Genomic DNA, 25,867 nt, shown 5'->3' on the forward strand with positions numbered 1-25,867 from the left:
TCGACTCCTTTAGTTCCCCTTCAGTTCTCGTAAGATTCGTTCCATTTCTTCATCATCTGGAACATCTGCTTCGAAACTCGCTTTTTTAGAGGCTTCGTACTGCTGCTGTTTTGCTTTCTCTTCTTGCAACCACTTCGGATTCGGACCGCCATTCGTGTTGCTTGTCCGTCCCCGGCGACCACCAACGGTTTGACGCGCACGTTCTTGTTTTTGCTCCTGCTTTTTTGAAATCAACTCATCCTGCTCCTGCGTCTTCGCTAGTGCCTCGGATGCCGTCACGTATCCCTTCTGTTTCCAATCATCAACGATCGATAAGAGGAAGTTCTTGCTGAAGCGATTATCTTTTTTGATGACGAGCGCATAGTAGTACGCAGCATTGACGATCCCAGACGACATCTCATAATCGATGATCAATTGTTGGATCAATTCTTCATCCCGTTCAGACAACGCTTTGACCTTTCGCAACTTCGCTACATAATGCTTCGGATGGGTGCTTTCCATCGTCTCCGTCGCTTCGATGTCTCCGACCTCGATCGTGTCTAGTGAGGCGACCTTCGCTTTTTTCTCCCGGCTGAGTTTTTGTTTCGCTGACAACATCATCTGTTTGCAGCGTTCTTGCTTCTCAGCATCGGTCATCGGCAAGTACGCTTCGTGACGGAAACGGGCATTCAACAGTTCCGCCATCAATGCTTCATTCGACTGCGTGACGTAAGCAAGCTTCACGAGCAGATGATCGATTGCCTTTGAGTAAAATGTTCGTGGCAGGAAACGATCGGTCTGTCGCTTCATCTCTTCTAGATCAAACGAATAGTCGAATTCATATACCGCACGTTCCTGTTTCGCATAAGCTTTCGGCTGATGAGCGGAAGCAAGACCAGCTTTTACGTCGAACACTTGATCAAATCGAACCGTCCGATCAACGATGTTCTTCGGAAGCGGCTCCGTCCGAAAACGATGCTGTAACGACCGGAACCGGATTTCACCGACGCGATAGAACAGCAGACTCGATAACACCCCGTCATTCAAGAAGGTGTTCGGCGCGAGCGGAACCCGGATTTGATAAATGTAACGATAAGCGGCTTGGCGCGCTTCGAACGTTCGAATCAACCCGATCCCTTCTAGCTTAAATAACTCTTCCTTGAACTCATCGACGGAAAACCCGAGTAGTGTTCCGAGTTCCGCATGGGAAATATACTGGGATTTCGTTTTCCCTGGGATCATCTCACTCCAAAACGTTTGATAGAGCCCAAGCGCTTTAACACCGATAATCGGCTGGTATAAATAATATAAAGATTGATAAGCTTCACGGTCGACGACACCATTGCTCATCACTAAGCAAAGGTCGGTACCGGAAAGTTCACGTTCTACCATCTGACTCGTCCTTTCCTTAGGGAGAAAAAGAGAGGTGCGCTGACCGGACAGACGACCTCTCTTATATCACGTTCAATTCTCACGGTCATTTTCCTGATGTCGCTCCATCAGTTCAGAGAGCTCTTGGAAAAAGACATTGATGTCCTTAAATTGTTTATAAACACTCGCAAAGCGGACATATGCCACTTCGTCAACGGATGCTAGTTCATTTAATACGAGACGTCCGACCTGCTCACTTGGAATCTCATGCTGAGCTGTCGCTCGTAATGCCTTTTCGACCCGACTGACGACTGTTTCTAGCTGTTCAATCGAAATCGGTCGTTTTTCACAGGCACGCACTAATCCGCGTAGAATTTTCTCGCGATTGAACTCGTCACGCGTTCCGTCTTTCTTTACGATGATTAAAGGGGTCTGCTCGACCATTTCGAATGTCGTAAAACGATAGCCACAAGACTCACATTCACGTCTTCTTCGAATCGAACCGAAATCCTGGACTGGTCTTGAATCCAGTACTTTTGTTCCGTTAAAATTACAGGCTGGACAGCGCATGCCGTACCTCCGTTCACGTGATTTCTTTTGTTCCAATCATCTTTAATCGATACCCTGCATCAAGTGATGCATAGATTCGCTCAATTTGTTTCTCGAGATCAGGTCCGAGAAGACTTTCACGGTGTAAGAAGAGATCGACGGCAGTACGTCCGCCTGCCACCATGATGACTGTCGCAAGTCCATCGACTTCTTTTAAGGTAAAAGCGAGTTCTCCACGTTCCGCGTCAACACGACGAACCGTTCCGCCATCTTGCTTTAAGATATTTTCTAAACCAGCAAATAACATTTCCACAGTTGCTGCGTAGTAGTGTGTGCGTAGGTTTTCGTTTTTATGTGTATCGGATGTCTCTAGCTGTTTTTGCAAACGTTCCTTCAGTCCCATGGTCATCCTCTTTTCTTTGTTTCTTCTACTATTAAGAATAACAGACGTCAGACATATTAAAAAGCCCTCGTCTGAACGACGAGGGCTTGACGAATTCGTGTGTATTGTCAGTTGACGTGCTGGACAGTAGCCGCTGGAACTTGAACAGGTCCCATACCACGTGGAATTTCGACATTTTCACGGATTTTCGCATCGAGCTTTTCAGCAATGTAGTTCGCTGCGATGGCTGGATCGATCCGATCCCCACAAGTAAAGACATCAACCGATGCATACCCGTGCTCTGGGAAACTGTGAATCGTTAAGTGCGATTCAGAGATAATGACGACGCCACTGACGCCGTGTGGTGCAAACTTGTGGAATGCTACTTCTCGTACTTCTGCACCTGCTTGAAGTGCTGCGTCAACGAAAAGTCGTTCAACGAATTCCATGTCGTTCAATTTTTCAGGATTACAATCCCAAAGTTCTGCAATAATGTGTCTTCCCATAGTATCCATTTGTGGATCCCCCCTACATTCAATGGTCTTCAAAGTAGTTGATCACTTACTTTGCGCCTGAGTCGTTCGCACCCACGGGGGAAAGTTAGTCCAGAGAGGTCCTAACCCTTTAAGCTGCGATTGCCAGACCGATTGAAGTTCACGATTTGAATTATAGCGAGTATCAAAAAGATACACAAGGATAAATTTCAAAAATTAATATATTTTAAGAAAAAAAACGGGACAGCCCCCGTCATTGCTGGGATCTGCCCGTTATAATTAATTCAATTCAAGTTCTTTTTCAACGGTTCCCATCGCCTCTAAGTGTGCCGAGACGAGGTGTACGAGATCGACGACGCGGCATGAGTAACCCCACTCATTATCGTACCAAGCGAGGACCTTCACCTGACGACCACCCATGACCATCGTCGAGAGCCCGTCGACGACCGTCGAACGTTCTTCTCCGTTAAAGTCGATTGAGACGAGCGGTTCCATCGTCATTCCGAGAATGCCATCAAGCGCACCGTCCGCTGCTTTCGTGAAGGCTTCGTTCACTTCAGCGACCGTCGTATCTCGACTGACTTCGACGACGAGATCGACGAGTGATACGTTCGGTGTCGGAACACGAAGCGCGAGTCCATTTAATTTCCCTTCCAAATGTGGCAAGACGAGCGCAATCGCCTTTGCCGCGCCTGTCGACGTCGGAATGATCGATGAGCCGCATGCCCGGGCGCGCCGTAAATCCTTATGCGGGTTATCAATGTTATTTTGATCGTTCGTAAACGCATGAACCGTCGTGACGAGACCAGATTCGATTCCGAATGCACGGTCGATGACTTGTACGACAGGTGCGAGACAGTTCGTCGTACACGATGCGTTCGAAACGATATCATCCGTTTCATGATCATACATGTCATCATTGACACCCATGACAATCGTCCGAACATCCCCTTTAGCAGGTGCCGTGATGACGACCTTTTTTGCTCCTGCCACTAAATGCTTCGCAGCGCCCGTATCCGAATTGAACTTCCCTGTTGCTTCGACGACGATATCGATGCCGAGTTCCCCCCACGGCAATAGCTCAGGATTGCGTTCACTGACGATTTGAATCTCTTTTCCGTCAACCATCAACGCCCCATCGATGATGTCGACCGGATAATTGAATTTTCCGTGTACCGTATCATACTTGATTAAATGCGCGAGTGTTTCGACTGGATAACTCGCATTAATTGCTACGACTTCGCTTTTCCCCTCAGCGATCAGACGTCGAAAGACCATTCGACCAATTCGACCAAAACCATTGACTGCCACCTTGACTCCCATGTGCGGATCCCCCTTCAATGTGACGGATGTAGCTCCGTTTACAGATAGAACTATATCATGAAATGTAAGCGATTTCATTATGTTCTCTAAAAAAAGTGAGAGAAGATGGAAACTTCTCTCACTTCATGTTTTTCATAACTTGTCATCATTTGCATCAATCACCATACCGACTTAACCACTCATCGATTTGTTGGTATAACGAATCAATACTGCCGTCATTGAAGAATACATCATCTGCAAGCTCTTTTTTCTGTTCGATGCCGAGTTGCGCATGGATACGTGCATACGCTTCTGCTTCTGATAAATCATTACGTTGCATCAATCTTCTTAACTGCATATCTTCTGGGCAATAGACGACAACGACGCGTTCGAACAGGTTTCGCCAATCCCCTTCTAGCAGTAACGGAATATCAAATACGACGAGAGAATGTCCTGAACGTTCATAGGCATCTGCTGCTTCGAGCATCTGTTGTCGAATACTCGGGTGCATCAACTGATTCAATTGTTGTCGTTTTTCACTATCTTGAAAAATGATTTGTCCGAGCTTTGGACGGACAAGACGTCCTTTTTCAAACGCCTCTGGGAATGCCAGTTGGACTGCATCATATGCTCGCCCTCCCGGCTCAACGACTTCTCGCGCAATGAGATCCGCATCGATGACCGCTATTCCTTTTTGTTTTAAATAGCTAGAAACCGTACTTTTACCGGTTGCGATACTCCCTGTCAGACCGACTCTCATAAGGCAACCTGTTGGCACGTCGGACAGAAATGTGTTCCCCGTCCACCGACTTTGATTTTTTCGATGGCTGTACCACAACGAGGACACGGTTCCCCTTTTTGACCATATACCGCAAGTTGAAGCTGGAATTCACCTTTTCCTGACGGCGAGACATAACTCCGGATCGTACTTCCTCCTGCTTCCACCGCTTGTCGTAAAACGTTGACACCGGCTTGATGAATGCGTGAGATATCGTCGAGTGTCAAGGCGCCGGCTTTCGTCAACGGGTGGACGCGTGCAGCATGAAGGGTCTCATCGACATAGATGTTACCGAGACCAAGGAAGATGGACTGGTCGAGCAGTGCCGTTTTGATTGGACTTCTCTTTTTACGAATTAAATTCTCCGCTAACACTTCTGCTGTAAATTCCGGATCAAATGGTTCACGCTCCAGTTGTGCCAGTGGAGCAGTCTGCATCGCTGTTTGCTTATCACGTAATTCCATCGTTCCGAACTTCCGAACATCATTATAGTGAAGTTCCGAACCATCCGTGAAACGGAAGACGACATGCGTATGTTTATCCCGTTCAACCGGTTGTGGATATGGGAAGTACTTTCCTTCCATCCGCAAATGGCTGACGAGATAAAAACGATCAAAATCAAAGAGCAGGAACTTTCCGCGACGTTCGACGCGTTCGATCCTTTCTTGATGTAAGGCATCTGCAAATGGCGCCACTTCCATCCCCCGAATCATTTTCGGATGGTAGACTTTGACGGAAGAGACTGTCTTTCCAGAGACCGAACGTTCTAAACTGCGGCGAACGGTCTCGACTTCAGGTAATTCAGGCACATCTATTCCTCCTTGCTTACTTCGTTTCGTACCACGTATGCCCTGCGCCCCCATCGACGCGTAGCGGTACGGATAGTTCGACGGTCTGCTCCATCGCTTGTTTGACAAGTGCTTGTAAAGCGTCGAGTTCTTCGTCTGGTGCTTCAAAAATCAATTCATCGTGTACTTGTAATAACAAGCGTGCCTTCAGATTAGATGCTTTCAAAGCAGCATGAACATCAAGCATTGCTTTTTTAATGATATCTGCAGCCGAACCTTGAATCGGTGTATTGATCGCAGTACGTTCAGCAAAACCACGTAAGTTAAAGTTTTTCGAATTGATATCCGGAATATTGCGGCGACGGTTCATCAACGTTTCGACGAATCCATTTGCTCGTGCCGTCTCGATTGCTGTATCCATGAACTGTTTGATTTGCGGGAACAACTCGAAATAACGATCGATGAATGATTGCGCTTCTTTGCGTGTGATGTTCAAGTTTTGAGACAATCCATAATCGCTGATTCCGTAAATGATTCCAAAGTTGACGGCTTTCGCCTGACGCCGCATGTTTCCTGTGACATCTTCCGGTTCGACACCGAAGACACTACTTGCCGTTTGAGTATGAATATCCTCATCATGGAGGAACGCATCGACAAGCGTCTGATCCTGCGACATATCGGCCATGACACGTAATTCGATTTGTGAATAATCAGCAGCGTACAATGACCAGCCTGTTTGACTCGGAACGAAGGCTTTTCGAATCTTCCGTCCTTCTTCAATCCGGATCGGGATATTCTGAAGGTTCGGATTGACCGAACTTAAACGACCTGTTTGAGCGATTGTCTGAGCAAAACGAGTATGGATTTTTCCATCTTCCTTGATGACTTTTTGCAATCCTTCAACATACGTCGACTGCAACTTTTGCAGTTCTCGGTAAAGCATGATGTGATCGATGACTGGGTGCAGCGGACGCAGTTTTTCAAGGACATCTGCGGCAGTCGAGTAGCCCGTCTTTGTTTTCTTAAAGGCAGGGAGTTCGAGTTTTTCAAACAAAATTACACCGAGTTGTTTCGGAGAATTAATATTGAACGACTCACCTGCTGCTTCAAAGACCAATGTCTCAAGTTCTGTTAAACGCCCAGCAAGATCCGCTTGCATCTCTTGGAGCGTCGCGACGTCTACGCGAATCCCAGTCCATTCCATCTCAGCGAGGACACCTGATAGTGGACGCTCTAACGTTTCATATAACTCGTATTGTTGATTCGCCTTCAGTTCTTCTCGGACTTTTGGGAACAGCAATTCAACCATCCGTGCTTTCTCAGCTAAATAAGGATGAAGAGCTTCATCTTCTGGCGCGAGACGTTTCGCCCCCTTACCGAGTACTGCTTCCTCATTCGGCGCCATTAATGCATAATGACCAGCGATCGAAGCGAGTGTTGTACCGCCACTTAAGTTTAACAAATAGCCTGCTAATAACAGATCTTCGTACCCGTTCAATGTCAAACCGTGTTTACGCAATGCAAATGCGACTTGTTTCGCATCGAGACAAATCTTTTGATGTTCCGACTCGATCCATTGACGGAATGCTGGATCCTCGACGAGCGTCGGAGCAGCAACATAGATCGTGTCAGGCGTTGCTATCGCAAATCCAATGATGTCTTCTTCCATGTAATCTTCTCGAAGCTGTTCTGCAATCAATACGGCATCCGTGACGTCTTTAGGAAGTGAAGTGATCGTCACGACGTTTAATTGTTCTTTATCCTCTTCTTTGACGACAGGGGCGAATCGATTCGTCAATGACTTGAAGCCAAGTGACTGGAACAATGAATAAGGAACTTGGGTATCGACATTGCGAATTTGCAAATCATCTAGCGTCGTCTCGAGCGGGACATCCACCTTGATTGTCGCGAGTTCTTTCGACAGTCGTGCGAGCTCTTCGTTCGCGATGACTTTTTCTTTCTGCTTCCCTTTTAAATCCTCGACATGTTCGTACAGTCCTTCAACAGAACCGTATGCCGAAATCAATTTAACAGCCGTCTTTTCACCAATCCCAGGAATCCCTGGAATATTATCCGATTTATCACCCATCAACCCCTTCAAATCAATCATTTGAATCGGCTTTAGACCACCATACGTCTCAGCAAACAGTTCCTCTGTCATGCACTGGACGTCCGTGATCCCACGCTTCGTGATCAAGACTTCGACCTTATCCGTGACAAGTTGAAGTAAATCTTTGTCTCCTGTGACAATCCGCGTCCGATCCGTTGGCATTGTCCGTGCGAGCGTACCGATCAAATCATCTGCCTCATAGCGATGGAGTTCCATCATTTGAATACCGAGTGCTTCACAGATGTCTCGGACGATCGGGAATTGTTCTCGTAGTTCGGACGGTGTTTTTTCCCGACTTCCTTTATACTCCTGATAGACATCGTGACGGAATGTTTCACTCGAAGCATCAAAGGCAACGAGCATATGTGTCGGTTGCTCTTCTTCAAGCAACTTCAATAACATCATCGTAAAGCCATAGGCTGCGTTCGTATTTCGTCCTTGCGCGTCCGTCATTGGTGGTAAAGCGAAAAATGCCCGATAAGTCAATGAGTTCCCATCAATCAATAACAATTTATTTTCCATCATCTACGCCCCTTTAATCGATTTTCTGTCCCTATTGTATCACTCTGCACACATTTGTTCGCTAAAAATGACCAAAAAAAGACGATTGACTCAAGGAGAGTCAACCGCCAAGGGCATGACGACATGGGAGCTGATCCAGTCGCCATACAGATGATGAAGAAGGTACTTTCATCATAAGATACATCTATTAAGGAATTGTGAATCCACTGTGAAATTCAGCCATGTTTTGGTAAACGAATCGTAAACGTCGTTCCTTGTTGCTCCGCCGATTCGACATCAATTTCTCCATGGTGAAGATCAACGATGTGTTTAACAATGGCCAGCCCGAGACCCGTTCCACCTGAATTACGGCTTCGCGCCTTATCGACACGATAGAACCGTTCGAAGATACGCTGCGTCTCCTTCGGATGAATACCAATCCCATCATCTTTGATGATGAGTTGGACAGACTCTTCTCCATCCTCGAGTTGAATCCAGACGTTACCACCGTTCGGTGTGTAGTTCAACGCATTCGCAACTAAGTTGACTACGACTTGTTTCAACCGATTCAAATCTGCCCGGATGAAGACTTCCTCTTCCGTTTCGATATGAATCATCATCTCTTTTTCCGCTGCTCGTCGATGCAACAGCTCAGCGGTTTCGCGAACGAGACTCGTCACATCAACGATTGCTGTCTCAAGCTGATAGTTGTCTTGTTCCAGTCGCGATAGTTCGAGCAAATCTTCGACCAATGTCTGCATTCGTTCTGATTCATCATGAATGATCCGCAAAAATTGTTCCCGGATTTCCGGAACATCTTGCGCACCATCGAGTAACGTTTCTGCAAACCCCTTGATGGACGTCAGTGGTGTTTTTAATTCGTGGCTGACATTCGCAACGAAGTCTTTGCGCATCTGTTCCAGCTTTTTAATTTCCGTAATATCGTTGAAGACAACGGTCGTTCCTTGCACGCGACCGTTCTTATCAAAAATCGGTGCGGCACTGACCATAAACGTCCGACTGTTGATGCCGAAACGGACACTCGATTGTTTGCGATTCGGTTTTTCTGTCAGGTAGACATCTTCAATCACCTGACTCATCTTTTCGTTCGGAAGTACGCGGTAATATAATTTTCCACTAGATGGTTCGTGAATATGGAACATCTCCCGATAGGTACGGTTAACAAGTAGTACATAACCCTTTTCATCAATCAGCATGAGACCGGCTCCCATGTATTCGATCAAAGATTCGAGTCGTGCCCGTTGCATCGCTTCACCGGATGATGCATTCTCTAGATTTCGTGCGAGGAGATTGATCGAGCGTCCTAAATCACGTGATTCATCTGGTGCCGCTAACTCGTAGACGCGTGACTTGTAATTCCCATGTGACAGTTCGTGCAACACATCGGTCGCCTCCGCGATTGGTCGTAGGAACCGTTTCGTTGAACGATAGATTGTCAAAAAGATGATTACGAGCGAAGCAAGGAGTGAGAAGAAAATGACCGTCCAAATCCGTGAATAGATAATATTCAAATCTTTAGCATAACGAATGAAACTGACGTACACTTCTCCACCATCTGCTGTTGGAACAGGCTTCGTGAACTGGACGACACTGTCATCCGTCTTCGATTCAAACGTGCCATCTTTGGGAATCGCTGAGAAATTGAGCGTTGCTACTTTCAGTTTCGTGACATCAACAGGGGTACCTGCGATGATTTCCCCACGTCCGTTAAATAAGATCATGTCAAAATTGGATTCGGCATACAATTGATTCACGTACTGTGCCATATCAGAAACTTCGCGCCCTTGTAGGATCGTCTCGACAAGCGAGGTTTCATCCATCAGTTTTTCTTTTTCATTTTGAACATAGAATTCCTTAAATGATTGTCCAAGTAGAAAACCGAGTGCAACAAGCACCAAACTAATGAAAGAAATCATTTTAAAGATGAACCGTTTCCGATACTTACTCATTCTGGTTTCGGCTCCTCCATCTTATACCCGAGACCGCGAATCGTTTTGATATAAATCGGTTTTTTCGTATTCGGTTCGATTTTTTCACGGACGTGACTGATATGCACATCCACGATACGCGTATCGCCGACGAAATCGTAATTCCAAATCGCGGATAACAGTTGATCTCGTGTCAAGACACGTCCTTTATTTTTAGCGAGATATACGAGCAATTCGAATTCCTTAGGAGTAAGTTCAAGACGTTCTTCTGCTTTGAAAGCTTCGTAGTTATCCGGAACGATTTTGACGTCACCAATCAGAATCGTTCCGTCCGTGACCTCATCCGGGGATGCTGTCTGATGACTCATCCGTCGTAAAATCGCTTTTACACGGGCAACGACTTCGCGTGGGCTAAACGGTTTTGTCAGGTAATCGTCCGCACCGAGTTCTAGACCGAGCACCTTATCAAACTCATCATCCTTTGCCGTCAGCATCAAGATCGGTGTATTGATTTTCTGTTGACGTAGTCGTTTACATACTTCCAGACCATCAAGTTCCGGCAACATAAGATCCAGTACGATCAGTGCGGCATCTTGTTTTTCCGCTAATTTCAAACCTGACATTCCATCATGTGCCGTTTCGACGACAAAACCAGCCTGCTCTAAATTAAACTTCAATAGTGTTGCAATCGACAATTCATCATCTACCACGATAATTTTATCTTTCAAACCTTGCATCCCCCTCAAGTTTCGTTCTTTCGAATGAGGAATTCCGTGGAATCCGCTTCGTCTGTCTTCATCTTACCGACTTTTACTGGAAAATCACAAATCTTTCTGCTGTTTCTTTACATAATCTTTAAAGGAGACGATGAATCCCTCTTGATCATTCGTGTAAAAGCGATAAAAACGGGGAATCAATACATATCGTCAATCGTAGGAGGTAGAATGTATGGAATGGAATCATCCCCTTTTTGCAGCCATCACGGCATGGTTCATCGCTCAAGCAGCGAAGCTTGTTACGAGTTTGGTACGGACCCGAAAGTTCGACCTGGAGATCATGTTTGCTTCCGGTGGTATGCCTAGTTCACATAGTTCGACTGTCGTCGCGTTAGCCGTGGTCATCGGTTTTCAGGAAGGCTTCTCATCTTCGCTCTTCGCACTAGCTGCCATATTTGCCACAATCATCATGTATGATGCGACGGGTGTCAGACAAGCTGTTGGTGTTCAGGCAAAATTACTCAATGATTATTTTAAGGGAATTCGTCATGAGACCCCTCTTCTGAATGAACTCGTCGGTCACACTGAGTTTCAAGTATTCGTTGGTCTCTTACTCGGTTTAGCTGTCGGTATCTTGTGGCCAGTTTTCTTCTTTTAATGCAAACAACCCATCCGATTTTGGATGGGTTGTTTGCATGTGAAGTGACTTATGGTTTTAGAACGACCTTGATGCATCCATCTGTTCGATCATTGAAGGTTTGATAGGCTGCAGCAGCATCATCGAGTGCCACTCGATGCGTCACGATGTCCGTCGGATCAAATTCCTTATTGATGATTTTCTGGAACAGTTCCGGCATCAAATGGACGACGGGTGCTTGTCCCATTTTCAGTGTGATATTCCGAGTGAAAAAGTCGCCGAGTGGAAATTGATTATATTTTTTCGCATAGACACCCGTCAACTGTACGGTACCAAACTTCCGGACAGCATCCTTCGCAATATCAATGGCACTCAACGTTCCCCCTTGCAAACCAATCTTTTGTTCGATTTTTTCAACAGGTGACATCTTCCCATCAAGACCGACGCAATCAATCACGACATCTGCCCCACCTTGCGTCAATTCTTTGATGTAGGCACCACTTTCTGCATGATCTGAAAAATTCACGGTCTCGACTTTATTCGTCACTTTGGCGTGATTTAATCGATAGACTTGATCATCCACCGCAATGACCCGTTTCGCACCTTGCATCCATGCGAATTTTTGTGTCATCAGTCCGACAGGTCCCGATCCGAGTACGACGACCGTGTCCCCTTTTTTCACACCAGCATGCAGGACACTCCAATATGCTGTAGGTAAAACGTCAGATAAGAACAACAACGCTTCATCTTCTAGTTCACACGATTCAGGAATTACGAGCGGCATGAAATTTCCAAATGGTACTTTTAAATATTCCGCCTGACCACCGGGATGTCCACCAAACTCTTCTGTAAAACCAAAATATCCACCTGTATCGACATGCGGATTTCCGTTTGAGTTATCACATTGACTTTCCATATCATGTTCGCAAAAGAAACAGTGACCGCAAGCAACGTTAAACGGTAACACGACGCGGTCTCCCCGTTTGACCTTCGTCACTCCTGGTCCAACTTCTTCAACGATGCCCATCGGTTCATGACCAATGACATAGTCTTTGTGAGCCGGCATATTCCCTTGATAAATGTGTAGATCCGAACCACAAATTGCAGTCGAGGTGATCTTTACGATGATATCATCGTTTTTATCAATCGATGGATCCTGTACTTGTTTGACTTGAACATCTTTTGTTCCTTGGTACGTTACGGCGCGCATGTAAAATCCCCCTTAGTGGAATAAAATGACGTACCTTTGTCCTTACCCTAATACAAGCATTTATTCTACATGTTTTTTAAAATTGGAACTTTTATACTACATGGATCATATGGTGTGAACTAACCATTTTACTTTACACATTTATATGTAAAAGAAGCTTATATCATGGCCCGATGCACCGTTTGTCTCAAAAATGGTCTTCTCGAACAATCTATCGTTTGATGTGATCGGCTGACCTGTCCGCATTGTCAAAACTCGCAATACCTACTGTAACGAGACGAAAAAGACGAACCTGTCGAAAGTGACAGGTTCGTCTTTTTTTAGATTCAGGATTTTAATAAGTCGAGTACCGAACGGACGGTAGACGCAGAGCGGTTCAATGCTTCTTGTTCATCGACAGTCAGCTCGAGTTCGTAGACGTGCTCGACACCGTTCCCACCAAGAATGACCGGTACACCAAAGTACATATCGTTGTATCCGTATTCGCCTTCGAGATAAGCGATTGCCGGAAGAATACGTCGCTGATCCTTCAAAATCGCTTCGACCATCTGAGCAATTGCCGCTGCTGGCGCGTAATAAGCGGAACCGTTTCCGAGTAACTGAACGATTTCACCGCCCCCTTTACGGGTCCGGTCAACGATCGCATCGAGTCGTTCTTTCGATATGAGCTTCTCAATCGGAATTCCTCCTGCCTGAGAATAGCGCAGTAGCGGTACCATATCATCTCCGTGTCCACCGAGCACGAACCCTGATACGTCCTTCACAGAAACATTGAGTTCTTCTGCTAGAAATGTCCGGAAACGCGCCGTGTCGAGGACTCCGGACTGACCGATGACACGTTCCTTCGGAAAACCAGATGCTTGATAGACCGTATACGTCATCGCATCGACCGGGTTCGTCAAAACGATGATGATCGATTCTGGTGCATGCGCGACGATTTCCTTCGTCACAGCTGTCATGACGGCAGCATTCGTACTGACAAGGTCTTCGCGGCTCATGCCCGGCTTTCGAGCAATGCCGGCAGTGATGACGACGATATCTGCGTCCTTGATATCTGCATAATCCGATGTCCCTTTTACCGAAACATCAAATCCGAGGATCGGCGCTGCTTCTTGCATATCAAGCGCCTTTCCTTTCGTCGGATTTTCTTGCTCTGGTCGGTCGACGAGGACGATATCACCTAACTCTTGCTGGGCAAGGTAAAGTGCCGTCGTCGCGCCCGTAAAGCCACTTCCTATGACTGCGATCTTCTTCCGTCTGTTCATCGACTCATTCCTCCTGATCGGATTACATGTTTTTGATGAGTTCGTCCGCGAATTCAGAACACTTCACTTCAGTCGCACCATCCATGAGACGTGCGAAGTCGTATGTGACGACTTTTGCTTCGATCGATGTTTCCATCGATTTGATGATGAGATCTGCTGCTTCGTTCCAACCGAGGTGACGGAACATCATTTCGCCTGACAAGATGACAGATGATGGGTTTACTTTATCAAGTCCAGCGTATTTTGGTGCTGTACCGTGAGTTGCTTCAAAAATCGCGTGACCAGTCATGTAGTTGATGTTTGCTCCAGGTGCGATTCCGATACCACCCACTTGTGCAGCAAGTGCATCCGAGATGTAGTCACCGTTCAAGTTCATTGTCGCAACGACATCGAACTCTTTTGGACGAGTCAAGATTTGTTGTAAGAAGATATCAGCGATTGAGTCTTTTACGATTAACTTACCAGCAGCTTCAGCGTCTGCTTGTGCTTTGTTCGCAGCCTCAGTTCCCTCTTCTTCTTTGATACGATCGTACTGGTTCCAAGTGAAGACGTGCTCTGCGTATTCACGCTCAGCAAGCTCATAACCCCAGTTTTTGAAAGCTCCTTCAGTGAACTTCATAATGTTTCCTTTGTGAACGAGTGTCAACGAAGCGCGCTTGTGCTCAAGTGCGTATTCGATTGCTGCACGAACGAGGCGTTCTGTTCCCTCTTTTGAAATCGGTTTGATTCCAAGACCAGATGTCTCAGGGAAGCGAATTTTGTTGACACCCATTTCGTTTTGAAGGAATTCAAGCAGTTTTGCAACGCCTTCGCTACCTTCTGCATATTCGATTCCTGCGTAGATGTCTTCAGTATTTTCACGGAAGATGACCATATCTGTATCTTCTGGGCGTTTAACCGGTGAAGGAACACCTGTGAAGTAACGAACTGGGCGAAGGCATGTGTACAAATCAAGCTCTTGACGTAATGCAACGTTCAATGAGCGAATACCGCCGCCGACTGGTGTCGTAAGTGGTCCTTTGATTGCGATGATGTGCTCACGGATGAGATCGAGTGTCTCTTCTGGTAACCAGTTACCTGTTTTGTTGAATGCTTTTTCGCCAGCATAGACTTCTTTCCATTCAATCTTCTTCTCACCGTTATAGGCTTTTTCAACTGCTGCATCAAATACGCGTACCGCAGCATTCCAGATGTCAGGTCCTGTTCCGTCACCAATGATGAATGGAATGATTGGAGCATTTGGAACTTGAAGTGTACCGTTCGTTACTGTGATGTTTTCGCCTTGAAGTGTAGCCATGTCTAAAAATCCCCCTTAAGTAATTGTAATCTACATCAAAAATCAGGAGAGGATTACTCCTCTCCGTCCTTTTAACGTTCTTCGATGGACACATATGTCCGGTGCGTTTCACCCGTGTAGTCTGCACGTGGACGAATCAGACGGTTATCGCTATACTGCTCTAAAATGTGCGCCAACCAACCTGACATTCGACTTACCGCAAAGATTGGAGTGAAAAGTTCTGTATCAAGTCCAAGTGCATGGTACGTAGAAGCGGAATAGAAATCAACGTTTGGTTTCAATCCTTTTTCCGACTGGACGATCTCGTCAATCTTAACTGACATCTCATACCATTTCGGTTCCCCGATTTGAGCAGTCAGCTGACGACTCATTTCCTGAAGGTGCTTCGCACGTGGATCGCCGTCCTTGTAGACACGGTGACCGAAGCCCATGATTTTTTGCTTGTTCTCAAGTTTATTATGAACATACTCGTCAACCTTTTCAACCGAATCAATTTCAAGCAGCATCTTCATGACGGCTTCATTCGCTCCACCGTGAAGAGGTCCTTTTAATGCACCCATCGCTGCTGTCACACCTGAGTAGACGTCAGAGAGTGTCGCAACACAAACACGTGCCGTAAATGTCGAAGCGTTCAACTCATGGTCTGCATGAAGAACAAGCGCTTGGTTGAACGCTTTTTCAGCCACTTCTGTCGGCTCTTCACCTGTCAACATGAACAGGAAGTTTGCAGCGTAAGAAAGACCTGTTTTAGGTGCGATTGGTTCCTGGCCTTTTTTGATACGCGCGTAAGCCGTAACAAGTGTTGCGATTTGCGCTTGTAATTTGATGGCTTTAGCGTAATTCGCCTCTGTCGACATATCTTCTGATGTTTCATCGTAAAGCGCGAGTTGAGAGAGCGCTGTTCGAATCATTGCCATCGCATTCGCCGACTTTGGTGCTGCCTTCATCGTCTCGAGAACGGCAGTCGCAACTGGTGCTTCGGAAATGAGTGCTTCCGACAGTTGCTTTAATTCCTCTTCTTTTGGTAGACGGTCGTTCCATAATAAGAAGACGACTTCCTCAAATGAGGCGTGCTCCGCCAAATCATCAATTGTATAACCGCCGTACGTCAATTGACCATCGATGATCGAACTGATTTTCGATGTCGTCGCGACGATTCCTTCTAAACCTTTAGTTTGCGTCATGACAATAATCCCCCTTTTTTTCCCCAGAAATTTAAAACGCTTTCATTTCCGTATTGAAAAAAAGACGTCCACTCAAGAGTCGTTCCCCATGCTTGTACCGCTGTACTCTTGAATAGACCATCTTGTTTCTGTTCTTAGTATAAACAAAATTACCCAAAAAGTGAATGAACTTGCATACTATTATCAAAAAATTAATTCGTATTCTTTGCTGATCCTGCTCATCCCGTGAACGTTTTTGCGATGATATCCCACATTCCGATGACAAGCGCAGCGATCCCAGCACCAATTAGCGGACCAACGGGTACTCCCCGAAAGAGTCCAACTGCGAGAATCGTTCCTGCAAGCAATGCCGTCGTGACAAGTGGGTCTTCTTTCATCAGACCAACACCATGTGCCGCTACGATCGCAACGAAGATTCCTGATAAAAATGAGATGATGCCGATATGCCCCCGAATACTTTGAATAAGTTCCTTAAATCCGATATCCCCTGCTGCGATCGGTACAAGAATCGCAGCCGTAATCAATGTGACACCCCACGTGATTCCTTTTGCCTGCAAGGATGGAAATAATCGACCATCTAGTCCGATCGCCTTGACGATCAACAGGAAAGCAGCAGCGATGATCAATGATTTATTTTGTGCGATGACCCCGATGAAGACGAGGGCAATCAAAAATAGATAAGCTTCCATACGTCCTCCTCATGAAAAAAAGACGGACATGACCTAAGTCACGTCCGTCATGAATGAATTATGCGTTATACAGTTTACCTGTCAATGGATCGATTGAGATCATTTGACCGTCTTTGAAGACTGTCAATGCATTTTCAACACCAACGATGACCGGTTTACCGAGTGATGGTCCAACGATACCAGCATGGCTAGTCAATCCACCATCTACTGTGATCATTGCTGCAGCCAATTCGATTGCAGGCATCATGTCACGATCTGTTGAGTTCGTAACGAGGATCATGCCTGGTTTCGCTTTCGCATTTGCTTCTTCAGCATTGTTTGCAATGACGACTTCACCAACAACACCACGTTCGCCGATTCCGCGACCGTTTGCGATCTCTTTACCAACGATGTGAACTTTTAGCATGTTCGTTGTACCAGCAGTCAAAGCAGGGATACCAGCCGAGATGACGACGAGGTCACCGTCTGTAACAAAACCAGCATCTTTCGCTGTATCTGCAGCAAGTGTCAACATATCATCCGTGTTGTCTGAGAGATGATCGACGACGATTGGATACACACCCCATACGATGTTTAACTGACGTGCGACACGTGCGCTTGGTGTAACAGCGACGATGTTCGGCTCCGGACGGTATTTCGAGATACGTGATGCTGTGTAGCCCGATTGTGTCGGTGTCAAGATTGCTTTTGCATCCAAGTTGATTGCTGTGTGCGTAACGGCTTGAGCGATCGCATCCGTTACTGTGTGCTCACTGCGAGTTTGACGATCTTTCAACAAGAGTTTGTAGTCGAGCATTTTTTCTGTACGTTTTGCGATCGAGTGCATCATTTTGACAGATTCAATCGGGTAGTCCCCTGCTGCTGTCTCACCTGAAAGCATGATTGCATCCGTACCATCAAGAATCGCGTTCGCAACGTCTGATGCTTCAGCACGTGTTGGACGTGGGAAACGTTGCATTGAATCAAGCATTTGTGTTGCTGTGATGACCGGTTTACCAAAGTCATTACAAAGCTTGATCAAGTCTTTTTGAGTTGGTGTTACGTCCTCTGTTGGGATCTCGATACCGAGGTCGCCACGCGCTACCATCAAACCGTCTGAAATCGCGAGAATTTCTTCGATGTTATCGACGCCTTCTTGGTTCTCGATTTTCGGGAAGATTTTGATGTGAGTCGCATTGTTTTTCTCAAGCAATTGGCGAATCGCAACGACGTCAGACGCACGGCGTACGAATGATGGTGCGATTAAGTCGACATCGCTCTTGATTCCGAATTCGATATCAGCTACGTCTTTATCTGTCAAAGCAGGAAGGTTAACCTTCACGTTTGGCAAGTTGACACCTTTTTTCGTTTTGATGACACCTTCGTTTTCGATAGAGCAACGAAGTTCACGGTTTGGAAGTTTTTCAACGACACGAAGACCGATGAGACCATCATCAAGCATGATCATCGAACCAACTTCGACGTCATCATAAAGTCCTTCATAAGTAACAGAGAACTTATCTTTTGTTCCGACGATTTCGTTTGCGTCACCACTGACGACGATGACTTCTTGTCCACGTACGAGAAGTGCTTTTCCATCTTCGAACGTATGAGTCCGGATTTCTGGACCTTTCGTATCAAGAAGAATCGTAACGATTTTGTTTGCTTCTTTTGCTGCACGACGGATATCTGTGATTCGTGCACCATGTTCTTCATAATCGCCGTGTGAGAAGTTCAAACGAGCGACGTTCATACCTGCTTCGATCATTTCTGGGAGACGTTTTTCTGACGCCGGTCCGATCGTACATACAATTTTAGTTCTGCGCATATTCCATAAACCTCCTACGGTGTTTGGCCAAGTTCTCTTGCCCATTCCAATCCTATCGATGTTCGTTAAATCGAAAGCTGTTTTGAAAGCTCAAGGATTTCAAGATCCAGCTCATGTTTGTTTGCGTCGAGTGCCTCATCGATATCGAGATCAATCATCTTGCCACCACGTACACCTACGACACGTCCTTGTTTTCCTTGAAGTAGGATTTCGATGGCATGTGCCCCCATCCGACTTGCAAGTACACGGTCCGCTGCCGTCGGTGCTCCACCACGTTGAACGTGACCAAGAACCGTGACGCGTGTATCGAGACCTGTTTCTTTTGCGATAGCGTCTCCCACGTCCTGAGCACGACCTGCACCTTCAGCGACGATGACGATCGAGTGTTTCTTACCGCGGTTGACACCACTTTGAATGCGATCGAGCACTTCTTTTAAATCTTCAGGACGCTCTGGAACAAGAATCGATTCTGCTCCACCAGCAAGTCCTGCATATAATGCGATATCACCCGCATCGCGTCCCATGACTTCAATGACATACGTCCGCTCATGCGACGATGCTGTATCACGGATTTTGTCGATCGCTTCAAGCGCAGTATTGAGCGCTGTATCAAAACCGATCGTATAGTCCGTTCCAGGAATATCGTTATCGATCGTACCTGGAAGTCCGATTGTCGGGAAGCCAAGTCCAGTCAATTTTTGGGCACCACGATACGACCCGTCTCCGCCTACGACGACGAGTGCATCAATTTCAAATTTCTTAAGATTGACGACCGCTTTTGCTCGTCCTTCTTCTGTACGGAACTCAGGGCAACGTGCTGAACGTAGGAACGTTCCACCTCGTTGAATGATGTCACCGACTGATCCAAGGTTCAACTGGACGATGTCCCCGTTGATTAATCCTTGATACCCGTTGTAGACACCGAATACTTCTAAGCCATGAAAAATCGCTTTACGCGTGACAGCACGCACCGCGGCGTTCATACCTGGTGCATCGCCGCCACTCGTTAAGACAGCAATCCGTTTTAAACTCACGTTAATCACCTCTCCATTAATCTGAATCTAAAATAGCACGTTGTTTTCTTGTTTTACAACAGGGCAGATTGCATAAACTTTCACTATCTTTTTCATCATCAATTCCGGAAATGAGGAATATCAATCATGATAGCGATTACATGGTGCTTATGTGCCAATTTGGTGATATTTTTCGGTCCGTTGATCGAGGAGCTCTTCCTTGGTCAGATGAACCAAAGTTTCGAGCTTCTGTACCAAGACAGATTTTAATTTATCCGCCTGTAATGACACATCAAGATGTGCTCCTCCGATGACTTCAGGAATGATGGCATCCGCGATTCCAAGGCGTAACAAATCAGGTGCTGTGATTTTCATCGATTCTGCAGCCTTTTCCGCAAGACTCGCATCTTTCCACAATAATGCTGCAGCACCTTCAGGAGAGATAACGGAATACGTCGAGTTCTCAAGCATCAAGAGTTGATCACAAACGCCGATTCCTAAAGCACCACCTGAACCGCCTTCACCAATGACAATCGAGATGATTGGCACAGTCATCCCAGCCATCTCAAACAAGTTTTTCGCGATGGCTTCACTTTGACCGCGTTCTTCTGCCGCACGTCCTGGATATGCTCCTTTCGTGTCAATGAACGTAATGATCGGTCGGTTGAATTTTTCCGCTTGTTGCATGAGACGCAGTGCTTTCCGGTACCCTTCTGGATGTGGCATCCCGAAGTTACGACGAATGTTCTCTTTTGTATCTTTTCCGCGTTGATGACCGATGATCGTCACGGGACGACCATTTAGCGTTCCGATTCCACCGACGATTGCTGCATCATCATACCCATGACGATCACCGTGCAGTTCGATGAAATCTTCACAAATCGATTCAATGTAATCGAGTGTCGTTGGACGTTCTGGATGACGTGCCAACTGAACACGATTCCACGCTTTCATATTCCCGTAAATATCGAGTTCTAACCGATGAAGGCGTTCTTCAAGAAGTTGCAGTTCTTCCTTGAAGTCAAGTCCTTGCGTTTCCGCCATGTCATGAAGTTCAAGAATTTTTTCGCGTAACGCGATGACTGGTTGGTCAAATGGTTGCATGGTTCGTTCCCTCCGCATGTAGCTTTAAGATTCGCGTATAGTACGTCTTCAGATCGTGTCGTGATACGACATCGTCCAGTTGACCTGCTTGCAATAAGAATTCTGCTGTTTGGAAATCTTCCGGTAGTTTTTCACGAATCGTCTGTTCGATGATCCGGCGACCCGCAAATCCAATCAACGCACCCGGTTCAGCAATGTTGAAATCACCTAGCATCGCAAAACTTGCTGATACACCACCGGTTGTCGGATGGGTCATACAAGAAATATAGAGTAACCCTGCATCTGAATGCTGTTTTAAAAAGAGACTCGATTTCGCCATCTGCATGAGACTGACCATTCCTTCTTGCATCCGTGCCCCACCTGAAGCAGAGAATATCGTGACAGGTAGACGATGTTTCGTCGCGTAACGAACAGCTTCAGAAATTGCAGCACCAACGGCAGCTCCCATCGAGCCCATCCGGAATCGCGCATCCATGACACAAGCGACGAGTGGGTGACCATTCACATTCCCGACGCCACAGACGATCGCTTCCTTAAGACCCGTTCTGACTTGATCTCCTTTTAATTTTTCCGGATAGTCCTCAAATCCGAGGGGATCCGCTTGAACTGCTGGCAGATCAAAATATGTTACCGAACCTTCATCAAATAATTGCGTAAAACGTTCTTGTGCAGTCAATGGATGATGATATCCACATGAACAGACGCGTAGGTTCGCTTCTAGTTGTTTCGTATATTGGATCAATTTACATTTCGGACATTTTGTCATTAAGCCAACAGGCACATCGACACGTTGCTCCTTTGAAGTCAACGTGACGAACTTTTTAGGTTTTCGAAAAAATGCTTGCACGTTCAGTTCCCCCTTGTCATCTATGGGCGGTTCAAGAGTTGTTCCCGTTCCACTTGCGTATAGAGTTCCCCTTGACCGAAGCTTTTATGGAAGGCATTGACTTGTCGCCAGATTCGTTCAAACAGATCGTTATCGACCGTCTGAATCAATGTCTCACGAAACGCTGCATCGGATGCAACGACTGGTGCAAGCACCGAAAGGTCATCCAGCTGCGCGAGCGCTGCTTGCTCAAGCAAGCGGAGCGTTCCTGCCAAGTCTTCGAACTTCGAATCGCCAGTCACTAAGAATTGAGCGATGATTTGAATATAGGTATGATCGTCACGGTTCAACAGAAAGCTTCCGCCTCCATGTCGTGTCTCGACGATGCCTAAATAAGCGAGCGTCCGTAATGCTTCTCGTACGGACGGTCGGCTGATGGATAGTCGTTCTGCCAGTTCCCGTTCCGATGGGATTCGGTCTCCTGGAACTAATCCATCTTGTTCGATCATCAATTTAATCGCCGCGATATTGGCTTCAAACGCATTTCGTTTCTTCTCCATATCGATACGGCACCACCTTTCTGACCCTTCAGTCGGTTGCTTTAATCGGTGGCATTGGTCAGACCAATTACCCTTTATTATAACAAATCTTATTACCTACTACTAGTTTGAGCGAGGCACATTTTTCAGGACGACATGATCCTCACCAAACTGCATACGTAGACGAGCTAATAATTCCTCATCATGCCGAACCGCATAAAGTGGCGGTAACGATTTCGTCTCGCGTGAATCAGCGTAGCGAACGACGACTGGAATATCGCCTGGCGCAGCTTCTAACAATTGTTCGAGTGTGGCTAGCTCATTTTTTGATGTTAGCTTGACGAACAATACATCTTGTCCGAGTGGCCGGAGCCGTTCCAAAATGAATTGGCGCTCCCCTTCACGATCTTGAACCTTCAATTCGATCAATAAGACATTCCCTAAATAAAGAGAACGACGGAACCGCTCATACTGACTTGGGAATACGACGACTTCTTCATTTGAATACCCATCAACCGCTTGAATGACCGCCATCTCTTGACCGCGTTTCGTCTTGAATTCTCGGATTTGATCAATATAGCAGATTAAATAATGCGTGTCTGCTCCGACACTAAGATCATGAAAATAAGCAGATTCGACCGGTGCTTTCATCGCTGTCGTCAAAGGAGAATACGTTAACCAGAATCCGAGTGCATCTCGTTCCAGGCGTGCCCAGTCGGAATCGCTTCGTTTCGATGACTTCTGTGTCCGGCGTTTCCCGAGGATTGCCAGTTCGTCCGGTAATAAGGTATTCGATGATTCCGTGAAGTACTCGAGCACCTCTTGTTCAGCGAGTCCACGATCGCCGTGCGTCGCTCGGTCTAATGCGCCACTATAAAGTAGTAATTCGATTTTTGCTCGTTCCTTTTTACCCCATCCGACATGAGTCAATAGATCGGCGATCGTCGCCGTGTGCTTCGACGCTTCTTTTAACCGTTCGAACTCTCGCTCGGAAATACCTTTAATCACATGGATTCCAAGTCGAATCCCCTTTCCCTCTAGTGAAGAACGATAATCGGAAATCCAGACGTCCGGTGATAGGACAGGGAGACGTCGTTCGCGCATCAACCGGACGAGGCGTTCCGGTTGTTCCACCGAAACGAGAAAGAAAATTTGCGGGAAATGCGCTTTGATATACCCAAGGGCATAACTAATCTTTGAGTAGGCGACTGCATGACTTCGGTTAAATCCATATCCGGCAAAACGTTCGATTTGTTCATAAAGTGAATGTGCTACTGTATCATCGAATCCATTCGTTCGTGCACCTTCTAAAAAATGGAGACGTTCCTGTTCGAGCGAATCCGTACTCTTCTTGGAAATCGCACGTCGTAATATATCTGCTTGAGCAAGCGTAAAACCAGCCACTCGCCGTGTGATTTCCATGACTTGCTCTTGGTAGACGATGATGCCATATGTCGACGCCAGCACCTCTTCTAATACAGGATGTACCATCTGATAAGGTTGACCGGCTTTTCGTTTTGCGTACAGATCAATGAATTTCATCGGTCCTGGACGATAGAGCGACATCGTGGCGACCAAATCTTCAAATCGATTCGGTTTCACTTCTCGCAATGTTTGTTTCATGCCTGGTGATTCGAATTGGAAGATATCATCCGTCTCAGCGCGGGCAAAGACTTGGAACGTCGCACGATCTTCTTCTGGAATTTGCGAGAGCGTAAAAGAGGGGTGTTCTCTTCGAATCAATTCTTCCATCCGACGCAAACGACTAAGATTGCGCAGCCCCAGCAAGTCAATCTTCAGTAATCCTTGACGTTCTAATGCTTGCATCAGGAACTGCGTCACGTATCGCTCGTTCGGTCCTGTCTCTAAGGGTGTCGTCTCGACGAGATTCTCTGACCCGATGACGACGCCGGCTGCGTGAACCGAACGTTGTCGCGGGAGACCTTCGACTGCTTGCGCTAGCTGTAAGAGTTGTCGACGTTTTTCACTTCCAGAGAACCAGCGATACGTCTGTTTATTTTGTTCGATTCCTTGTAACGTCGTCGATTTCCCAAGTTGTTTGACTGCAGCATCCAGTTCATCTTTTGAAAACTCCAGTGTTCGTCCGACGTCTCGCAGAGCGGCTTTGGCACCAAGCGTTGATAATGTTCCGATTTGAGCGACATGGTCTTTTCCGTAACGCATCACGAGATCTTCTAATACCTCTTCGCGTCGTTCATCTTCGATATCGATATCGATATCCGGCATCGAAATCCGCTCTGGATTCAAAAACCGCTCAAAGAGTAATCCATATTTCAACGGATCAACCGTCGTGATTCCAAGCGCATAACTAACGAGAGAGCCTGCTGCCGACCCACGACCAGGTCCAACATGAATGCCTTTCGCCTTTGCTCGTCGGATAAGTTCCTCGACGATCAAAAAATAATCAGCAAATCCGGTTTGTTCGATGACGGACAGTTCATAGGCGAGACGTTCCGCCGCTTCTTTACTTTCATGACCGTGTGCCAGTAATCCTTCTTCAGCATGCGTCCGTAGCATCGCATTCGAATCTTCTGCGACGCGCGGTAATGGACGTTGCTGGAACGGTAACTCTAAGCGTTCAGATGTCGCGGCAAATTGCTCAGCCATCGTGATTTCTCGCTCCGTAAAGTCTTCGAGTAACTCTTCTCGAGTCTTTAAATGCATCAAACGATCTGTTTTTTGATCTTGGAACGTCGTTGCTTCACGGATCGCACGTATTGCTTGATAAGCTGGGGCTTCAGCTCGATGAAGATAACGGACAGGATCGACCGGGATTGTCTCTACACCGAGTGATGCGGCTACTTCCCGATAACGCATGCGACTCTCTCGCTCGACCGTCGAGCGACTCGAAGTCACTCCCATATATGTACGCGCCCCTTGAACGTGTCCCATCCACTGCACGACGGAACGACGTAGACGTGTCATATCTTCCGATGCCTGACGAAGCGGAACGAGCACCGCAATGAGCGATGAGGCTTCAATAACCGGTTGTTCACTAGCTAATCGGTACAATTGCCGTAAGCCATCAGAAGAAAAAGCAAACCACAAGATACAACAGTCTTCTTCCTCGATTCGCTGTTCCCAGCCAATGACCGGTTGTAACTGTCGACGCTGACACGCCTCGATGAATGCCGGAACTCCGGTTAATGTCGTTTCACAGATGATCGCTCGTCCAAGCTGACGATGAACAAGCTCATCGAGGTACGTCTCGATTCGAATCAAACTTTGTAAGGGACTATATTGTGTCCGGACATTTAAGTGCATCTTCTATTCTCCTCTCTCTTCTGATGAAAGCTTAAAAAGTTTTCAGAACATTCATATCTAACTAACTCAAGTACTCGCCATCTGATTTATTA

The 25,867-nt window shown here is 46.5% G+C and carries 22 protein-coding genes; 1 reads left to right on the forward strand and 21 read right to left on the reverse strand.

Annotated elements, in window-relative coordinates; translation table 11 throughout:
- Positions 1-9 precede the first annotated feature (9 nt).
- The 10 genes from B2751_RS00855 to B2751_RS00900 all read right to left on the reverse strand — a co-directional run bounded on the left by B2751_RS00855 (position 10) and on the right by B2751_RS00900 (position 10,940).
- Entirely contained in the window at positions 10-1,371 is a 1,362-nt protein-coding gene (locus B2751_RS00855) for a replication initiation and membrane attachment family protein (protein ID WP_056062648.1), read from the reverse strand.
- A gap of 72 nt (positions 1,372-1,443) precedes the next feature.
- A complete protein-coding gene (gene nrdR / locus B2751_RS00860) occupies positions 1,444-1,920 on the reverse strand; it encodes a transcriptional regulator NrdR (RefSeq protein WP_035406313.1) in 477 nt (158 codons plus the stop codon).
- Between the two features lie 13 nt (positions 1,921-1,933).
- Positions 1,934-2,302: a hypothetical protein gene (locus B2751_RS00865; protein ID WP_035406312.1), complete on the reverse strand. Its 369-nt coding sequence runs from the start codon at positions 2,300-2,302 to the stop codon at positions 1,934-1,936.
- Between the two features lie 107 nt (positions 2,303-2,409).
- Positions 2,410-2,796, reverse strand: a complete 387-nt coding sequence (speD, locus tag B2751_RS00870; RefSeq protein WP_023469024.1) for an adenosylmethionine decarboxylase — start codon at positions 2,794-2,796, stop codon at positions 2,410-2,412.
- A 258-nt stretch (positions 2,797-3,054) separates the two neighbouring features.
- Positions 3,055-4,098 carry a glyceraldehyde-3-phosphate dehydrogenase gene (locus tag B2751_RS00875; protein WP_035406310.1) on the reverse strand — a complete coding sequence of 348 codons (1,044 nt, stop codon included), beginning with the start codon at positions 4,096-4,098 and terminating at the stop codon, positions 3,055-3,057.
- Between the two features lie 154 nt (positions 4,099-4,252).
- Positions 4,253-4,837 carry a dephospho-CoA kinase gene (gene coaE / locus B2751_RS00880; protein ID WP_214852872.1) on the reverse strand — a complete coding sequence of 195 codons (585 nt, stop codon included), beginning with the start codon at positions 4,835-4,837 and terminating at the stop codon, positions 4,253-4,255.
- Complete coding sequence (gene mutM / locus B2751_RS00885; protein WP_035406306.1) at positions 4,834-5,664, reverse strand: DNA-formamidopyrimidine glycosylase; 831 nt, start codon at positions 5,662-5,664, stop codon at positions 4,834-4,836. The genes coaE and mutM overlap by 4 nt, the downstream gene beginning before the upstream one ends.
- A gap of 16 nt (positions 5,665-5,680) precedes the next feature.
- A complete protein-coding gene (gene polA / locus B2751_RS00890) occupies positions 5,681-8,278 on the reverse strand; it encodes a DNA polymerase I (protein WP_035406304.1) in 2,598 nt (865 codons plus the stop codon).
- Between the two features lie 212 nt (positions 8,279-8,490).
- Positions 8,491-10,224 (reverse strand): two-component system histidine kinase PnpS, encoded by a 1,734-nt coding sequence (gene pnpS / locus B2751_RS00895; protein WP_035406301.1) that lies wholly within the window; start codon positions 10,222-10,224, stop codon positions 8,491-8,493.
- On the reverse strand, positions 10,221-10,940 hold the full coding sequence (locus B2751_RS00900; RefSeq protein WP_369792024.1) for a response regulator: 720 nt from the start codon (positions 10,938-10,940) through the stop codon (positions 10,221-10,223). Before B2751_RS00900 ends, pnpS begins: the two co-directional genes overlap by 4 nt.
- 211 nt (positions 10,941-11,151) lie before the next feature.
- Here B2751_RS00900 and B2751_RS00905 point away from each other — a divergent pair, with 211 nt between their 5' ends.
- Positions 11,152-11,577, forward strand: a complete 426-nt coding sequence (locus tag B2751_RS00905; RefSeq protein ID WP_035406299.1) for a divergent PAP2 family protein — start codon at positions 11,152-11,154, stop codon at positions 11,575-11,577.
- A gap of 49 nt (positions 11,578-11,626) precedes the next feature.
- Here B2751_RS00905 and B2751_RS00910 read toward each other — a convergent pair whose 3' ends face one another.
- From B2751_RS00910 to dnaE, 11 genes are all read right to left on the reverse strand, one after another.
- Positions 11,627-12,766, reverse strand: coding sequence for a zinc-dependent alcohol dehydrogenase (locus B2751_RS00910; protein WP_035406295.1), 1,140 nt, complete (start codon positions 12,764-12,766; stop codon positions 11,627-11,629).
- Between the two features lie 326 nt (positions 12,767-13,092).
- Positions 13,093-14,031: a malate dehydrogenase gene (mdh, locus tag B2751_RS00915; RefSeq protein ID WP_056062660.1), complete on the reverse strand. Its 939-nt coding sequence runs from the start codon at positions 14,029-14,031 to the stop codon at positions 13,093-13,095.
- A 22-nt stretch (positions 14,032-14,053) separates the two neighbouring features.
- Positions 14,054-15,328 carry an NADP-dependent isocitrate dehydrogenase gene (icd, locus tag B2751_RS00920; protein ID WP_035406288.1) on the reverse strand — a complete coding sequence of 425 codons (1,275 nt, stop codon included), beginning with the start codon at positions 15,326-15,328 and terminating at the stop codon, positions 14,054-14,056.
- Positions 15,329-15,399: 71 nt separating this feature from the next.
- Positions 15,400-16,512, reverse strand: coding sequence for a citrate synthase (gene citZ / locus B2751_RS00925; RefSeq protein WP_035406285.1), 1,113 nt, complete (start codon positions 16,510-16,512; stop codon positions 15,400-15,402).
- 218 nt (positions 16,513-16,730) lie between these two features.
- On the reverse strand, positions 16,731-17,201 hold the full coding sequence (locus B2751_RS00930; protein WP_035406282.1) for a DUF441 domain-containing protein: 471 nt from the start codon (positions 17,199-17,201) through the stop codon (positions 16,731-16,733).
- Between the two features lie 58 nt (positions 17,202-17,259).
- Positions 17,260-19,008 carry a pyruvate kinase gene (gene pyk / locus B2751_RS00935; protein ID WP_035406280.1) on the reverse strand — a complete coding sequence of 583 codons (1,749 nt, stop codon included), beginning with the start codon at positions 19,006-19,008 and terminating at the stop codon, positions 17,260-17,262.
- A gap of 65 nt (positions 19,009-19,073) precedes the next feature.
- Positions 19,074-20,042, reverse strand: a complete 969-nt coding sequence (pfkA, locus tag B2751_RS00940; RefSeq protein WP_035406276.1) for a 6-phosphofructokinase — start codon at positions 20,040-20,042, stop codon at positions 19,074-19,076.
- Positions 20,043-20,189: 147 nt separating this feature from the next.
- Positions 20,190-21,125 (reverse strand): acetyl-CoA carboxylase carboxyl transferase subunit alpha, encoded by a 936-nt coding sequence (accA, locus tag B2751_RS00945; RefSeq protein WP_035406271.1) that lies wholly within the window; start codon positions 21,123-21,125, stop codon positions 20,190-20,192.
- A complete protein-coding gene (gene accD / locus B2751_RS00950) occupies positions 21,112-21,972 on the reverse strand; it encodes an acetyl-CoA carboxylase, carboxyltransferase subunit beta (RefSeq protein ID WP_056062672.1) in 861 nt (286 codons plus the stop codon). The genes accA and accD overlap by 14 nt, the downstream gene beginning before the upstream one ends.
- 20 nt (positions 21,973-21,992) lie before the next feature.
- Complete coding sequence (locus tag B2751_RS00955; protein WP_035406263.1) at positions 21,993-22,511, reverse strand: FadR/GntR family transcriptional regulator; 519 nt, start codon at positions 22,509-22,511, stop codon at positions 21,993-21,995.
- 102 nt (positions 22,512-22,613) lie between these two features.
- Positions 22,614-25,775 (reverse strand): DNA polymerase III subunit alpha, encoded by a 3,162-nt coding sequence (gene dnaE, locus B2751_RS00960; RefSeq protein WP_290772122.1) that lies wholly within the window; start codon positions 25,773-25,775, stop codon positions 22,614-22,616.
- Positions 25,776-25,867: the final 92 nt, after the last annotated feature.

This window comes from Exiguobacterium sp. UBA6282 (assembly GCF_002440475.1).
Taxonomy (GTDB): domain Bacteria; phylum Bacillota; class Bacilli; order Exiguobacteriales; family Exiguobacteriaceae; genus Exiguobacterium_A.

Excerpts from the sequence above, each read along its gene's own strand:
- speD (WP_023469024.1), bottom strand. The coding sequence starts at position 2,796 with ATGGATACTATGGGAAGACACATTATTGCAGAACTTTGGGATTGTAAT.
- pnpS (WP_035406301.1), bottom strand. The coding sequence starts at position 10,224 with ATGAGTAAGTATCGGAAACGGTTCATCTTTAAAATGATTTCTTTCATT.
- citZ (WP_035406285.1), bottom strand. The coding sequence starts at position 16,512 with ATGACGCAAACTAAAGGTTTAGAAGGAATCGTCGCGACGACATCGAAA.
- mdh (WP_056062660.1), bottom strand. The coding sequence starts at position 14,031 with ATGAACAGACGGAAGAAGATCGCAGTCATAGGAAGTGGCTTTACGGGC.
- pyk (WP_035406280.1), bottom strand. The coding sequence starts at position 19,008 with ATGCGCAGAACTAAAATTGTATGTACGATCGGACCGGCGTCAGAAAAA.
- polA (WP_035406304.1), bottom strand. The coding sequence starts at position 8,278 with ATGATGGAAAATAAATTGTTATTGATTGATGGGAACTCATTGACTTAT.
- B2751_RS00930 (WP_035406282.1), bottom strand. The coding sequence starts at position 17,201 with ATGGAAGCTTATCTATTTTTGATTGCCCTCGTCTTCATCGGGGTCATC.
- B2751_RS00905 (WP_035406299.1), top strand. The coding sequence starts at position 11,152 with ATGGAATGGAATCATCCCCTTTTTGCAGCCATCACGGCATGGTTCATC.
- accA (WP_035406271.1), bottom strand. The coding sequence starts at position 21,125 with ATGCAACCATTTGACCAACCAGTCATCGCGTTACGCGAAAAAATTCTT.
- B2751_RS00865 (WP_035406312.1), bottom strand. The coding sequence starts at position 2,302 with ATGGGACTGAAGGAACGTTTGCAAAAACAGCTAGAGACATCCGATACA.
- B2751_RS00900 (WP_369792024.1), bottom strand. The coding sequence starts at position 10,940 with ATGCAAGGTTTGAAAGATAAAATTATCGTGGTAGATGATGAATTGTCG.
- B2751_RS00855 (WP_056062648.1), bottom strand. The coding sequence starts at position 1,371 with ATGGTAGAACGTGAACTTTCCGGTACCGACCTTTGCTTAGTGATGAGC.
- icd (WP_035406288.1), bottom strand. The coding sequence starts at position 15,328 with ATGGCTACACTTCAAGGCGAAAACATCACAGTAACGAACGGTACACTT.
- B2751_RS00875 (WP_035406310.1), bottom strand. The coding sequence starts at position 4,098 with ATGGGAGTCAAGGTGGCAGTCAATGGTTTTGGTCGAATTGGTCGAATG.
- B2751_RS00910 (WP_035406295.1), bottom strand. The coding sequence starts at position 12,766 with ATGCGCGCCGTAACGTACCAAGGAACAAAAGATGTTCAAGTCAAACAA.
- B2751_RS00955 (WP_035406263.1), bottom strand. The coding sequence starts at position 22,511 with ATGGAGAAGAAACGAAATGCGTTTGAAGCCAATATCGCGGCGATTAAA.
- nrdR (WP_035406313.1), bottom strand. The coding sequence starts at position 1,920 with ATGCGCTGTCCAGCCTGTAATTTTAACGGAACAAAAGTACTGGATTCA.
- coaE (WP_214852872.1), bottom strand. The coding sequence starts at position 4,837 with ATGAGAGTCGGTCTGACAGGGAGTATCGCAACCGGTAAAAGTACGGTT.
- dnaE (WP_290772122.1), bottom strand. The coding sequence starts at position 25,775 with ATGCACTTAAATGTCCGGACACAATATAGTCCCTTACAAAGTTTGATT.